This window comes from Vibrio taketomensis, assembly GCF_009938165.1.
In the GTDB taxonomy this organism is placed as follows: domain Bacteria; phylum Pseudomonadota; class Gammaproteobacteria; order Enterobacterales; family Vibrionaceae; genus Vibrio; species Vibrio taketomensis.
Window position 1 is genome coordinate 750,532 of record NZ_AP019649.1, and the last position, 13,475, is coordinate 764,006.

A 13,475-nucleotide genomic window follows, 5' to 3' on the forward strand; every position below is an offset into this window, starting at 1 on the left:
AGTTTGCATCGTTTGCTTTGTTAATCGCCAAATTAGCTAATAAGTAAGCAGTGGTTTAATCATTAAGTTATTGCTTCATAGGGTAAAAAATGAAAACGAGCATTGTTCGTTTAGTTACGCAATTGGTGCTCAAGTCGCTCAATGCACGTTAAAACGGCCACGGGTGGATGCGAGTTGAATGCAGTGAGCGCATAAACACTGTTTTCAGGTAACATCAGCTTTGGTGTGAGGTTTACGAGTTCATTTTTCAGCGATGGTAAATAAAAATCGGGTATTAATCCAATGCCTGCGCCTTCGCGAATTAATGCCAAGGCACTGTGAAAGGAGTTGGTAATGCAAATGGCGTCACTGATGAATGTGTGTTGCTCTCCACTTTGGGTTTGTAATAAATGCCGATAGTGGCGTCCCTGCCACTGATTGGCGATATATGGCAAGTTTGCTAGTGGCTGACTTTGCATTTCTGCTCGTCCGCACAGTACATCACGAAATTTCCCAATGCGTTTTTGCTTGAGGTTACTATCCGGCGAGGTGCCAACCCGAATCGCTAAGTCGATGTCATGCTGCATGAAATCTAAATATTGATCATCATTAATAAGTTCAGGGCGTAATTTTGGATAATCTTTGAGAAGTGTTGCAATGACAGGTGCGACCAAGCTGTCCATTAGAGCGTGTGAAGCGGTAATACGAATGCGACCACTCGGCTCGTTAATTTGTTGGTGCACCTTATTCCAGGCTTGGTGAGTGATGTCGTTAATGTTTTTACAACTGAGATAAAACTCTTCACCAATACCTGTTAGCGTTTGTCGTCGCGTTGTGCGTTTTAATAGCGTTACACCGAGTTCTTGCTCGAGCGCCTTGAGGTGCTGGCTTACTACCGATTTAGACAGTTCGAGTTTATCTGCTGCCGCAGATACGGAACCTTGTTCAACGATATGGGCGAAGATGGCCATCTGTCTTAAGCGGTTCATGATTGTTCTCTTTAGTTAAATAGTGTTTTCCATTGTCTTTGTATTTCATTGTAATCAATTGATCTACGCTTGTGGTATCAAACGATTGAACAACATGGATATAAGAAATGAACAATTCAGTACTAGAAGCGTGCAAACAAGGCATCGCAGCATGGCAGGTGGCGTTTAACAGTCAAGATGCGAAAGGATGTGCCGCGCAGTATCAAGAAAACTGCGTCATGCATGCGCGTCCATTTGGCGAGTTTGTTGGTCGTGAAGCTATTCAAGCTTTCTGGCAAGACATCATGGATAAAGGATTTAAAGATGTCGACTACACAGATGTTGAATGGCAACCTCATGGTGACAATGCATTTATCTTGTCGGCGAAATGGACCATGAACCAAGCCTTCGGTGTGGTGCATAAAGAAGTATGGCAAATAGATACTGACGGAAAAGCGCGTTTAGTCAGCGACGATTTTGAAGTGTTGGGTGAACGTTAATGAAAAAGGCTTGCTTTTAGAGGGCAAGCCTTTGCTATTTTAGCGAGCGTTTTGCTGTTCGTATTTAGTTAATTAAAGCGAGTCGTGATTTATGTGCTCGCTTGCCAACCACATCTCTAGAATAGCTTACTCGCCCAACCCAATTTATTACGTAGTACGTGATAGTAGCTGTAATCCTTTGGATGGATCAGTTTAAGTACGTTAGGGCTTTGGTAGATATGAATCTCATCACCAGGTGATACTGGTAGAGAGACTTGTCCGTCACAACTAATCTCTTGTGTGCCACGGTTTTCAGGTGATACCACCAGTTTAATTCGGCGCTTACTGTCTACCACTAATGGCCGGCTGGAGAGTGTGTGCGGAAACATCGGCACCAATGAAATCGCATTGAGGCTAGGTGACAAAATAGGGCCGCCACCAGAAAGCGAATAAGCCGTTGAGCCGGTTGGGGTAGAGATAATCAAACCATCTGAACGCTGAGAAAACGCAAAGCTATCGTCGATATAGACCTCAAATTCAATCATATGCGCAACTTGACCAGGGTGAAGCACGGCTTCATTTAATGCGGCATTATGGCTTTTTATTTGTTTGTGACGATGAATCTCGGCTTCGAGAAGAAAACGTTCTTCTTCGATAAATTCGCCATCAAGCACAGCTTTGAGGGAGGTCGTGAAATCGTCGGGATCCAAGTCAGTAAGGAAACCAAGATTGCCACGGTTAACCCCAATGACGGAAATATCAAAACGTGAGAGCACGCGTGCCGCACCAAGCATGTTACCGTCACCACCAACTACGATCGCTAAATCAGCGGCTTTACCTAATTGAATCAGGCTCGCAAAATGTTCGTTTGGAATATCCGTTAAAATGTCGCTCAAACGGTCATCAATATAAACGCTGTAACCTTCGTCAATTAGCCAGTCATAGAGCTCTTTATGAGTCTGAATAGCTTGCTGATCTCGAGGCTTACCAATGATGGCGATCACTTCAAAAGGTTTTTTCATGGCTTTTCCGGCACAAATAGGCTTGATTCGATAATCTTCATCCCCATAATAATGGCAAGTTAGCTAAATATGCGAATTTTTGTGTATTAATCGAGTGCATTCCTCGCACTCAAGTAACACAAATACGAGAATTCTGGAGATATCATGAGCAACGAAGAGAAAAAGATCCAAGAAGAAGAGCTTCAACAGCAACAAAATGCGGTTGAGCCTGAAGTAGAAGCCGTTGGCACAGACGCTGATATTGAATGGAATGAAGAGACTGAACTAGATGAGCAAGAAGCGAAAATTGCACAACTAGAAGCCGCTCTACTTTCAAGCGAGGCAAAGCTTAAGGAGCAGCAAGACAGCGTTCTACGTGCAAAAGCAGAAGTAGAAAACATGCGCCGTCGTACAGAGCAAGAGATCGACAAAGCTCGTAAATACGCACTAAACAAGTTTGCAGAAGAACTACTGCCAGTAATCGACAACCTAGAACGCGCGATTGCAGCAGCAGATGCTGAAAATGAAGTTGTGAAGCCACTGCTTGAAGGTGTAGAGCTGACGCACAAAACGTTTGCTGGCGCTGTAGCTAAGTTTGGCTTGAAAGAGATCAATCCTGAAGGTGAAGCATTCAACCCAGAATTCCACCAAGCGATGTCAATTCAAGAAAGCCCAGACCATGAGTCAAACACGGTGATGTTCGTAATGCAAAAAGGTTACGAGCTAAATGGCCGCGTGATTCGCCCAGCAATGGTAATGGTCGCGAAATAATCGTGCTTTAGCTTTCACGCTAAAATTGAAATTAACGCCTCGTCTTCGGATGGGGCGTTTTTTTAAGTTCGATATTCTCAACGCTCATTTTTTTTCATTTTTTTTTTGCTTGTTCCCTTGAAATGCCGTTTGACGCCCTTATCTATGGTGCATACGAGAAGCAAACATTAAAATTTTTGTTTGCAGGCAAGGGTTGAAACCCGATTCTCTATCCCCCACATAGGGGATAGAGCAAAACGAAAATAGAATTTATTCGGAGATAGCCTGATGGGTAAAATCATTGGTATTGACTTAGGTACTACTAACTCTTGTGTTGCTGTTCTAGACGGTGACAAGCCACGCGTAATCGAGAACGCAGAAGGCGAGCGTACAACAGCATCAGTTATTGCATACACAGATGGTGAGACGCTGGTAGGTCAACCTGCTAAACGTCAAGCAGTAACCAACCCAACTAACACGCTATTTGCAATTAAGCGTCTAATCGGTCGTCGTTTTGAAGACGAAGAAGTTCAGCGCGATATCGCAATTATGCCTTACAAAATCGTTAAGGCTGACAACGGCGATGCATGGGTAGAAGCGAAAGGCCAAAAAATGGCGGCTCCTCAAGTATCTGCTGAAGTACTGAAAAAAATGAAGAAAACTGCTGAAGACTTCCTAGGTGAGGAAGTAACTGGCGCAGTTATCACAGTTCCTGCTTACTTTAACGATGCTCAACGTCAAGCAACTAAAGACGCTGGCCGTATCGCAGGTCTAGAAGTTAAACGTATCATCAACGAACCAACTGCAGCAGCGCTAGCATACGGTCTTGATAAGAAAGGTGGCGACCGCACTATCGCAGTTTATGACCTTGGTGGTGGTACATTCGATATCTCTATCATCGAAATCGATGAAGTTGAAGGCGAGAAAACTTTCGAAGTTCTAGCAACTAACGGTGACACTCACCTTGGTGGTGAAGACTTTGACAACCGTCTAATCAACTACCTAGTAGATGAGTTCCAAAAAGAGCAAGGTATCAACCTTAAGAACGATCCACTAGCAATGCAACGTGTTAAAGAAGCAGCAGAAAAAGCGAAGATCGAGCTTTCTTCTACTTCTCAAACTGACGTAAACCTACCATACGTGACAGCTGACGCAACTGGTCCTAAGCACATGAACGTTAAAGTGACTCGTGCGAAACTAGAATCTCTAGTTGAAGACCTAGTACAACGTTCTCTTGAGCCACTAAAAGTTGCTCTAGCTGACGCAGACCTATCTGTAGGCGACATCACTGATGTTATCCTAGTTGGTGGTCAAACTCGTATGCCAATGGTTCAAGCGAAAGTAACTGAATTCTTTGGTAAAGAGCCACGCCGTGACGTGAACCCAGATGAAGCAGTAGCAATGGGTGCAGCAGTTCAAGGTGGTGTACTAGCGGGTGAAGTTAAAGACGTTCTACTACTAGACGTTACTCCTCTGTCTCTAGGTATCGAGACTATGGGCGGCGTAATGACTAAGCTAGTTGAGAAGAACACAACTATCCCAACTAAAGCGAACCAAGTTTTCTCAACAGCAGAAGACAACCAAAGTGCGGTAACTATCCACGTACTTCAAGGTGAGCGTAAGCAAGCGTCTTACAACAAGTCTCTAGGTCAATTCAACCTAGAAGGCATCCAAGCTGCACCACGTGGTATGCCACAAATCGAAGTGACTTTCGACCTAGATGCGGACGGTATCCTACACGTATCAGCGAAAGACAAGCAGACTGGTAAAGAGCAGAAGATCACTATCCAAGCTTCAGGCGGTCTAAGCGATGAAGACATCGAGAAAATGGTTCAAGAAGCAGAAGCTAACAAAGAAGCGGACAAAAAGTTCGAAGAGCTAGCAACTGCACGTAACCAAGCAGACCAAATGATTCACGGTACTCGTAAGCAAATGGAAGAAGCGGGTGAAGCACTTCCAGCAGACGAGAAAGAGAAGATTGAAGCTGCAATCACAGAACTTGAAACAGCGCGCCGTGGCGACGACAAAGACGCGATCGACGCGAAAGTTCAAGCTCTAGCAGCAGCTGCACAAAAACTGATGGAAATCGCTCAACAACAAGCTCAAGCGCAACAAGCACAAGGTGCTGACGCAGGTGCTCAGTCTAAAGATGACGACGTTGTAGACGCTGAATTCGAAGAAGTTAAAGACGACAAAAAATAATTCTCGTCATTAGTAGAGTCCAATCTCGTTGTCGAAGATGCTCATTTACAAGTGTAAACTGCGCATCTTCTCCCAGAGCTTGAACCCTCTAATTTAGAGAATGAACTTTTTGTTCGAATACTCTTATGCGGGCGTCAGAGGTAACTCTTACGCCCGTATGTTTGTAAATGAAGGTTGTCTTTCTAGCTAAGCTCTTTGAGCGAAAAGCTTTTAGCTAGAACGATATAAAAAACACCAAGCGGCGCAGGAATAGAGCCCGTTTGCAGTACTAAATTGGTGACTAAAGCATGTCAAAACGTGATTTTTACGAAGTATTAGGCGTAAGCCGTGATGCATCTGAGCGCGATATTAAAAAAGCGTACAAACGCTTAGCGATGAAATACCACCCGGACCGTAACCAGGGTGATGAAACTGCATCTGACAAGTTTAAAGAAGTAAAAGAAGCGTACGAAATCCTGACGGATCCGCAAAAGAAAGCAGCTTACGATCAATACGGTCATGCAGCATTTGAACAAGGCGGCGGTGGCTTCGGCGGCGGCTTTGGTGGCGGTGGCGCTGATTTTGGTGACATCTTTGGTGATGTATTTGGCGACATCTTTGGTGGTGGTCGTCGTGGTGGTGGTCAAGCGCGTGCACAACGCGGTGCTGACCTACGCTACAACATGGAACTGACGCTTGAAGAAGCGGTTCGTGGCGTATCTAAAGAGATTGAAGTACCAACACTGGTTCACTGTGATAGCTGTAATGGCAGCGGTGCGAAGAAAGGTACATCTGCAGACACTTGTGGCACCTGTCACGGTCATGGCCAAGTTCAGATGCGTCAAGGCTTCTTTGCTGTGCAACAAACCTGTCCTACCTGTCATGGTAAAGGCAAGATCATTAAAGAGCCATGTAACGAATGTCATGGTCAAGGTCGCAAACAGAAAACCAAAACCCTTAACGTTAAGATCCCAGCGGGCGTGGATACCGGTGATCGCATTCGTCTATCTGGCGAAGGCGAAGCGGGAGAAATGGGTGCACCAGCAGGCGACTTGTATGTTCAAGTTCATGTGAAAGAGCATCATATCTTTGAACGTGATGGCAACAACCTGTACTGCGAAGTACCAGTAAGCTTTGCAATGGCAGCACTAGGTGGTGAAGTTGAAGTGCCAACCCTAGATGGTCGTGTAAATCTTAAAGTACCAACTGAAACGCAAACTGGCCGTATGTTCCGTATGCGTGGCAAAGGCGTGAAAGGCGTACGCGGTGGTGGTATTGGTGATTTGATTGTGAAACTTGTGGTTGAAACACCAGTAAACCTAAGCTCACGTCAAAAAGAACTACTAAAAGAGTTTGAAGAGTCATGTGGCGGCGCGGCGGCGACTAAGCACAAGCCAAAATCTGAAGGCTTCTTCAACGGTGTGAAAAAGTTCTTTGATGATCTCACCAGTTAATTATTGCTGAATTCGTTTTCATACAAAAAAGCCTGCAGTCGCAGGCTTTTTTGCTTTTGTTTATCTGCTTATTATTCCCAACAGGCACTCGGAGAGGCGTTGTTGGTTGAATCAATAGTGATGGTTTGGTTCTGATCTAAGCAAGTGTCTTTCGTCTGCCCTGATTTTGCTTTGGCAGTAATGATATAGCTCTTGCTGGCACTGCTGGTGATGCTAAACGTGTAGCGTTGAGCTTCGCTCTCACAGATTGCACAAGTCCCTCCTGTAATAAGGCCAGTCCAGTCATAACCCGCATCATAGTTGTGCTCTAGTTGAAGCTGAAGTTTTAGTAGGTCCGCCTTTGCTACCTGACGATGCGCTTTCAACACGTAGTTCTGATAAGTAGGAAACGCGATCATTGCCAGTATCGCGACTACCGCTAACACCACTAACAATTCGATCAAAGTCATACCTAATGACTTGTTGTTATTACGGTTACATAAATATTTTCGATTCATTACGAGTAACTCTCACATGCTACATGAGACATTCTTTATAGGTGTTAGCATTCATGCAAGTTGATTTAGTAGCCAAATGTGAATTTCATGAGAAAATGGGAAATACCTCGCGGGTTTACTTTGCTTGAGCTGATCATCACTGTCTCTATACTCTCAGTTCTCGTTATGATCGCAATTCCAAGCTTCCAATCAGTCAAAGAAAGATCTCAAACAGAACGACTAGCGACAGAGATGACGGGCTTTTTTCTATTAGCCCGATCTGAAGCCGTATTGCAAAACAAAACCTTATACGGACATATCGATTTTCCCGCCAATGGTGACCACGTAAGTTCGAATTGGTCGATTCAATTGACGGATTCTAGTATTCCGTTGACGGGGAATGTTATTCAAGAATTCAGCGGTGCCGCGTTTAGAGGCTTAACCGTGCATCACAATTATTCTTCTGATCAGATCGCATTTGAAGGCATAAGAGGCCGAGCTAAGTCCGGTACATTCAAATTTTTTCCAAGCAACGACAGTGGTAAACAGCTAGAAATTAGAACTTCAAACCCTCCTGGCAGGGTAAAGGTTTGTGCCACAAGTGAAGGATTGTATGGTTATAAAAAATGCTAAATCACTCATAAAACAGCGCGGTGCTTTGCTGGTGGAAATGCTTGTCAGTCTTGTTTTGGGTGTTATGGCCGTTGGCTTGGTGACGAGTATTTTGGTCACTGGCTATCGAGTTGCATCCAATAACACACTAGACCTTTTGGTGCTGCAAAACTTGACCATTACCAGCCAAATGATGCGTGCCGATCTACAACGAGCCGGTTATGCCGATGCTGGCAGCAGTACAGTGATGCTTGCCGGTGCCTCTGATGTGGTTGAAGTCAGCGGTGCGAGTGTTGGCTTCGTGTATTACGATCCTACCGCAGGTGAGTATCAACACATTAAATACAAAGTAGAAAATCAAAAGCTCTACTCATGTGAGAAAAAATCGGTAGCGGTCTTGAGCCTTGCTGCTTTGACCGATTGCTACAACATGTTTGATCAAGACATTCTCGCGGTGAAATCTTTTGCTCTGTCGAGTATTCCTCTGCAAACCAGTGGGGCAAAAACGACCATGAGCGACCTTTATATCGAAGCTGAGTTAACTGATGGCCGATTTAATCACGCTGTTACTACTCAGATAAAACAGAGAAATTGGCTATGAAGAAACAAAATCAAGGCTTCATCACTCTCTCTATTACGTCAATATTATTGATTGTGGCTTTGGCTTATTCCCTAAGCTCTTACCGAGGTGTTTTTTACCAAATTAAAGTGGCGAAAAATGAAGTGGAGGCGCGTCAAGCGCATTGGAAAGCTGAGGGGGGATTAGAGTGCGGTTACAGCCACATGATTGCCAATGATGACAAAGGGATCCTACCACACTCAATTCAGATTGTAGCTGGATGGGCTTAAGTAGTCTTCAGGCGAGTGCCTCAGACGCGAGTGTATTGGTCGCTCAATCAGGTTCGACCAAAGTAAGCAAAGCTCTAAAATTCAGTGCGGCTGCGATTAATGGGGCAATCAAATCTACTTCTAACTTAGTGGTGTTTGGTTCAACACTGGTATCACCACCGGATCCCGGCAAGCTCAACAAAGACAGTGAATACGAGTGTGTTACGGCGGTGGTCAGCAATTATATGATTGCCACTGGTATCACCAATAATGGGGTGGGCACACATATTTCTAAGCCGAGTGCAGACTTTGACAACAGTTACGATTGCGCAGCGAGTCATAAAACAAATGCAGTAAGTAATAGTGGTATTTGGCAAGATAGTGAAGATAAATTTGTGAAAACCAATGTATTAGAGGATTTTCAACGAATTAAAGAGCTGAACCCATTTAAAGATCGCTTTGGCTACGAGCGAAATGAGTGGCAGGAAGTCCGCGATCACAAGCACTATGGCTTTTTACAATATTCGATGACAGGCAGTGATGTGGACTGCGTTAACAAGTTTCTGCCCGATCTCAAAAAGGGTGTCCCTAATGCGGTATGGGTTACTGGAAGCTGTCAAATGAATGAAACGTCCTTAAAAGCTTTGAAAGATCTGCAGGCGAAGAACAAGGGAACTTATCTCTTTTTGATGATGCACAATGGTGTGGTCGCAATAGAAGGCGCAGGCACGATTGAAGGTGTGATGTTCCAGTTTAATGATGGATTTACACCAGATGTGAAACACTGGGATAGTTTTGACCCGACCATTAAAGCAATTGTTTATAACCACGGTGGTCCTACTAACTTCGACCCGCTTTTGAAGACCATTTATGGCGTGGATACCGATGCACGTTTGGCGACGTATTTGCAATCTGGCTCATTTAAATTTACAGGTGGTATGGCGTTTGATACTCAAGGTCAAATAGCTCTGTTTAATAACGCGCTGAATTTGCAATACAACAGTGATATCGATAATGCATTTGATTTTTCATTCCCACCGACATGGAAGAAAGGAACCTGGAATGATTTCTAAAATACGTGGATTTAGTTTGGTTGAAGTGATGGTCACTTTTTTACTTATCGGTGTCGCCGCATCTGCATTAATTAAGCTTCAAGCCTATGTTGAAGTGAAATCCGATTATGCGAAAACCAGTTTGCAAGCGATGCTGCTCGCTGAATCTAAACTGGAAAAGTTTCGTCAGCGAGGTATGGATTACGTGACGCACGTTTACACGCTGACGGACGTGCATGATGAATGTAATGCGATGAGTAAAGTGACTGCGACGACAACGATACAACTGAGTTGCGAATCGACGTTGAGCGTGTCAGACACACTTAGCGCAATTGAGATCACAGCGTATTGGTTGGATAGACAAAAACAGGAACAAAGCGTCGTTTTGAAGACAATGCTCTCGTCGCATAGTGAGTTTGATTCATAGCAAGTGTGGGCACCGGGTAATATTGGCGTTGTTTAAATAAATGTTAATACTTGTTTTTCGTGCTACAGGTAATTTGTTGGTTTTATGTTGCAAATAAGCTTGGTTTTTGCAAAATAAGTCTCTAATTTTAGTTTTTATAGTTCAATGTGCTTTTAGCTAATGGATTTACTAGAATGCTAAATTGAGAATTGACCGCTATAACTATTTCAATAGGTCATAGGCAACAACATCACAAATGGAATTACCATGAGTAACCAAGCTGTAAATAAAGCACCATCACCGAAGCCGAGTGGTATGGATCGCTTTCTAAACGCGATTGAGCGCGTCGGCAACAAAATTCCAGATCCAGCGATTCTGTTCTTCTGGGCTCTAATTATTACATGGGTAACATCAGCTCTTTTGTCGAACGTAACGTTCGATCTAATCAACCCTCGCACTGGTGATGCTCTAACAGTAAGTAACCTTCTAACAGGTGAAGCATTAGCAAGTTTCCTTGCTAACATGGTGACAACTTTCACAAGCTTTGCACCACTAGGTATCGTACTAGTAGCAATGCTAGGTGTAGGTGTTGCTGATTCTTCAGGCTTTATTACAACTGGCCTTAAGAAGATGCTGAACTTCACGCCAGCAAAACTGCTAACGCCAATGCTAATTTTGGTAGCAATCGTATCGCACACAGCGGCAGATGCGGGCTACGTTCTGGTTATTCCTCTAGGTGGTATTATCTTCCACGCAGCAGGTCGTCACCCTCTAGCGGGTATCGCAGCAGCGTTTGCGGGTGTATCAGGCGGTTTCTCTGCTAACTTCATCCCATCAGGTATTGACCCTCTACTCGCTGGCTTTACACAAACAGCGGCACAGATCCTAGATCCTGAGTACGTAGTTAACCCTCTAGCAAACATCTTCTTTACTGGTCTATCATCAATCGTAATCATCGGTATTGGTTGGTATGTTACTGAGAAGATCATCGAGCCACGTCTAAAGAATATCCCTGTAGATGAAGACGCTGAAAAAGCACCAGATCTAGGTTCTTTCACTGAACTTGAATCAAAAGCATTCCGCGCAGCGGGTTGGTCAATGGTTGCAGGTATCGCACTACTGATTGCAGCTCTGATCCCTGAAACATCAGCACTTCGTTCTCCTGAAGGTGAAATCACAGCGTTTAACGCGCCAGTGATGAAATCTATCGTACCGCTAATCTTTATCCTGTTTATCATTCCAGGTTACGTTTACGGCCGTGTATCAGGCACGTTTAAGACTAGCAATGACATCATTAAAGCAATGGCGACAACCATGTCTGGTATGGGCGCATACATTGTAATGTCATTCTTCTGTGCTCAGTTCCTAGCGGCATTTGCTCACTCAAATATCGGTACTATGCTAGCGCTTTACGGTGCTGAAGGTCTGAAAGCGATGAACCTACCAGGTGAAGCAACGATTGTAGGTATGATCCTACTGACGGCTTCTGTAAACCTGCTTATTGGTTCTGCATCAGCGAAATGGGCTCTTATTGGTCCAATCCTAGTACCTATGCTAATGGCAGTTGGTATTTCTCCTGAGCTATCTCAAGCGGCATACCGTGTGGGTGACTCAGTATCGAACATCATTTCTCCTCTGATGGTATTCTTCCCACTAGTAGTGGTTTACTGTCAACGTTACGTGAAATCGACAGGTATCGGTACGCTAGCGTCTCTAATGATGCCATTCTCTATCGCTATGCTAATTGGTTGGTCAATCTTCCTAATCGCATACTGGATGATCGGTATTCCTCTAGGCGTACAAGCACCATACACTTACACCATGTAAGCGACATAAATGGTTACAAGCCTACCCATACGGGTAGGCTTTTTTTTATCTGCAACTCGCTATACACTGCAAGCGGCGGCATGAGCCGTTACTTCTGGAAAAATAAAATTTATGAAAATTCTGCTTTTAGTAGGGTTAATTGTTTTAAATGGTCTTTTCGCGATGTCTGAAATCGCGTTAGTTGCGGCAAAAACCAGTCGCTTAAAGCGACTCGCTGAAAAACATAAAGCCGCTCAAATAGCGCTCAATCTAAAAGAAAATCCCACCCGCTTTTTATCGACGATTCAAATTGGTATTACGGTCATTGGTCTGTTAAGCGGTATTGTTGGTGAAGCGACATTATCTGCACCGCTCGCTCAACAGATGGAGCTTTGGGGAATCGAACCTGCGCAAGCCAATGTATTATCAACCGCAATTGTGGTGGTCGGTATTACTTACTTTGCGATTGTCGTTGGTGAGCTAGTGCCTAAACGTTTTGCACAATCTCAGGCCGAGACGATCGCCGTGCTGGTGGCATTGCCCATTCATTGGATTTCGATCATCACCACGCCATTTGTATTGGCACTTTCATGGTCAACGGAAATGCTGTTGAAATTGCTTGGTCAGAAGAACCAAGAAGACAGTGTGACGGAAGATGATATTCATGCTCTGGTACGCGAAGGCTCTGAATCTGGTGCGATTGAACAAGGCGAGCAGGAGATGATTCGCAATATTCTACAGCTTGATGACCGAACGGTTAGCTCTTTAATGACGCCGCGTCGAGAGATTGATTTTCTCGATATCGATCAGTCATTAGATACGATTCTTAAACGTATTCGTTCAACTAAGCACACGGTATTCCCGGTATGTAGAGGGCATCTTGAGCAGATGGTGGGTACAGTGTCCGCAAAGGCTTTGCTTAACCATGCCAACAAGCTAAGTATTCAGACCATGGTTAACCTGTGTAAAGCGCCTGTGTATGTACCAGAGTCAATGAAAGGATTGCGTTTGCTGGCTTACTTTAAAGAGTCTGGTTGTGAAATGGCATTTATTGTCGATGAATACGGCGATATTCAAGGTGTTGTTACACACTATGATGTTCTCGAAGCTATTGCGGGTGAACTGTCAAATAACCCTAATGACCTGTGGGCTGAAGCTCAAGACGATGGTTGGCTACTCGATGCATTGATTCCTATTAGTGAATTGAAAAACCGTCTTGAACTCTCCGAATTAGAGGGAGAGAGCGAGGGTTATCAAACACTGAATGGTCTGTTGACTTGGATGGTAGGACGATTACCTGAGCAAGGTGAAGTGATTCGTTGCCAAAACTGGCAGTTTGAGGTTTTGGTGGTTGAGCACAATCGTATTATGACGGTCAAAGCTCTACCAATTGAGCAAGTAGTCAGCGAGTAACACGACAGTTATTGAGCTTTTAGTGATATCCTAGGTATGCTTTCGAGCATACCTTTTTTATTTCACATTT

The 13,475-nt window shown here is 44.2% G+C and carries 14 protein-coding genes; 11 read left to right on the forward strand and 3 right to left on the reverse strand.

Going from position 1 to position 13,475, the window contains the following annotated elements:
- Window positions 1-110: 110 nt before the first annotated feature.
- Entirely contained in the window at window positions 111-968 is an 858-nt protein-coding gene (locus Vt282_RS03480; RefSeq protein ID WP_162062569.1) for a LysR family transcriptional regulator, read from the reverse strand.
- Between the two features lie 107 nt (window positions 969-1,075).
- Between Vt282_RS03480 and Vt282_RS03485 the strand changes: the two genes are divergently transcribed.
- Window positions 1,076-1,447, forward strand: coding sequence for a YybH family protein (locus tag Vt282_RS03485; protein WP_162062570.1), 372 nt, complete (start codon window positions 1,076-1,078; stop codon window positions 1,445-1,447).
- Window positions 1,448-1,563: 116 nt separating this feature from the next.
- Here Vt282_RS03485 and nadK read toward each other — a convergent pair whose 3' ends face one another.
- Entirely contained in the window at window positions 1,564-2,448 is an 885-nt protein-coding gene (gene nadK / locus Vt282_RS03490; protein ID WP_162046947.1) for an NAD(+) kinase, read from the reverse strand.
- A 144-nt stretch (window positions 2,449-2,592) separates the two neighbouring features.
- Here nadK and grpE point away from each other — a divergent pair, with 144 nt between their 5' ends.
- The 3 genes from grpE to dnaJ all read left to right on the forward strand — a co-directional run bounded on the left by grpE (window position 2,593) and on the right by dnaJ (window position 6,812).
- Window positions 2,593-3,198: a nucleotide exchange factor GrpE gene (gene grpE / locus Vt282_RS03495; RefSeq protein WP_162046946.1), complete on the forward strand. Its 606-nt coding sequence runs from the start codon at window positions 2,593-2,595 to the stop codon at window positions 3,196-3,198.
- Window positions 3,199-3,465: 267 nt separating this feature from the next.
- Window positions 3,466-5,379, forward strand: coding sequence for a molecular chaperone DnaK (gene dnaK, locus Vt282_RS03500; protein WP_162062571.1), 1,914 nt, complete (start codon window positions 3,466-3,468; stop codon window positions 5,377-5,379).
- Window positions 5,380-5,666: 287 nt separating this feature from the next.
- Window positions 5,667-6,812, forward strand: coding sequence for a molecular chaperone DnaJ (gene dnaJ, locus Vt282_RS03505; protein ID WP_162046944.1), 1,146 nt, complete (start codon window positions 5,667-5,669; stop codon window positions 6,810-6,812).
- A 71-nt stretch (window positions 6,813-6,883) separates the two neighbouring features.
- On the opposite strand, the gene Vt282_RS03510 is transcribed toward dnaJ, so the two are convergent.
- Window positions 6,884-7,309, reverse strand: a complete 426-nt coding sequence (locus tag Vt282_RS03510; protein WP_162046943.1) for a type IV pilin protein — start codon at window positions 7,307-7,309, stop codon at window positions 6,884-6,886.
- 87 nt (window positions 7,310-7,396) lie between these two features.
- Between Vt282_RS03510 and Vt282_RS03515 the strand changes: the two genes are divergently transcribed.
- The 7 genes from Vt282_RS03515 to Vt282_RS03540 all read left to right on the forward strand — a co-directional run bounded on the left by Vt282_RS03515 (window position 7,397) and on the right by Vt282_RS03540 (window position 13,405).
- Window positions 7,397-7,921 (forward strand): GspH/FimT family pseudopilin, encoded by a 525-nt coding sequence (locus tag Vt282_RS03515; protein ID WP_232055100.1) that lies wholly within the window; start codon window positions 7,397-7,399, stop codon window positions 7,919-7,921.
- Window positions 7,902-8,501, forward strand: coding sequence for a PilW family protein (locus Vt282_RS03520; RefSeq protein WP_162062572.1), 600 nt, complete (start codon window positions 7,902-7,904; stop codon window positions 8,499-8,501). The genes Vt282_RS03515 and Vt282_RS03520 overlap by 20 nt, the downstream gene beginning before the upstream one ends.
- Window positions 8,498-8,749, forward strand: coding sequence for a hypothetical protein (locus tag Vt282_RS20415; protein ID WP_415663436.1), 252 nt, complete (start codon window positions 8,498-8,500; stop codon window positions 8,747-8,749). Before Vt282_RS03520 ends, Vt282_RS20415 begins: the two co-directional genes overlap by 4 nt.
- Complete coding sequence (locus Vt282_RS03525; RefSeq protein WP_232055101.1) at window positions 8,740-9,801, forward strand: hypothetical protein; 1,062 nt, start codon at window positions 8,740-8,742, stop codon at window positions 9,799-9,801. The genes Vt282_RS20415 and Vt282_RS03525 overlap by 10 nt, the downstream gene beginning before the upstream one ends.
- Window positions 9,791-10,207: a type IV pilus modification PilV family protein gene (locus Vt282_RS03530; RefSeq protein WP_162062573.1), complete on the forward strand. Its 417-nt coding sequence runs from the start codon at window positions 9,791-9,793 to the stop codon at window positions 10,205-10,207. The genes Vt282_RS03525 and Vt282_RS03530 overlap by 11 nt, the downstream gene beginning before the upstream one ends.
- Window positions 10,208-10,453: 246 nt before the next feature.
- Window positions 10,454-12,013, forward strand: a complete 1,560-nt coding sequence (locus tag Vt282_RS03535) for an AbgT family transporter (RefSeq protein ID WP_162046939.1) — start codon at window positions 10,454-10,456, stop codon at window positions 12,011-12,013.
- A gap of 111 nt (window positions 12,014-12,124) precedes the next feature.
- Entirely contained in the window at window positions 12,125-13,405 is a 1,281-nt protein-coding gene (locus Vt282_RS03540; protein ID WP_162062574.1) for a hemolysin family protein, read from the forward strand.
- Window positions 13,406-13,475: the final 70 nt, after the last annotated feature.

Bases quoted from the DNA above. Each gene is read 5' to 3' on its own strand.
- Vt282_RS03515 (WP_232055100.1), top strand. From the start codon at position 7,397: ATGAGAAAATGGGAAATACCTCGCGGGTTTACTTTGCTTGAGCTGATC.
- Vt282_RS03530 (WP_162062573.1), top strand. From the start codon at position 9,791: ATGATTTCTAAAATACGTGGATTTAGTTTGGTTGAAGTGATGGTCACT.
- grpE (WP_162046946.1), top strand. From the start codon at position 2,593: ATGAGCAACGAAGAGAAAAAGATCCAAGAAGAAGAGCTTCAACAGCAA.
- Vt282_RS03525 (WP_232055101.1), top strand. From the start codon at position 8,740: ATGGGCTTAAGTAGTCTTCAGGCGAGTGCCTCAGACGCGAGTGTATTG.
- Vt282_RS03480 (WP_162062569.1), bottom strand. From the start codon at position 968: ATGAACCGCTTAAGACAGATGGCCATCTTCGCCCATATCGTTGAACAA.
- Vt282_RS03540 (WP_162062574.1), top strand. From the start codon at position 12,125: ATGAAAATTCTGCTTTTAGTAGGGTTAATTGTTTTAAATGGTCTTTTC.
- nadK (WP_162046947.1), bottom strand. From the start codon at position 2,448: ATGAAAAAACCTTTTGAAGTGATCGCCATCATTGGTAAGCCTCGAGAT.
- Vt282_RS20415 (WP_415663436.1), top strand. From the start codon at position 8,498: ATGAAGAAACAAAATCAAGGCTTCATCACTCTCTCTATTACGTCAATA.
- Vt282_RS03520 (WP_162062572.1), top strand. From the start codon at position 7,902: ATGGTTATAAAAAATGCTAAATCACTCATAAAACAGCGCGGTGCTTTG.
- dnaK (WP_162062571.1), top strand. From the start codon at position 3,466: ATGGGTAAAATCATTGGTATTGACTTAGGTACTACTAACTCTTGTGTT.
- Vt282_RS03535 (WP_162046939.1), top strand. From the start codon at position 10,454: ATGAGTAACCAAGCTGTAAATAAAGCACCATCACCGAAGCCGAGTGGT.
- Vt282_RS03485 (WP_162062570.1), top strand. From the start codon at position 1,076: ATGAACAATTCAGTACTAGAAGCGTGCAAACAAGGCATCGCAGCATGG.
- Vt282_RS03510 (WP_162046943.1), bottom strand. From the start codon at position 7,309: ATGAATCGAAAATATTTATGTAACCGTAATAACAACAAGTCATTAGGT.
- dnaJ (WP_162046944.1), top strand. From the start codon at position 5,667: ATGTCAAAACGTGATTTTTACGAAGTATTAGGCGTAAGCCGTGATGCA.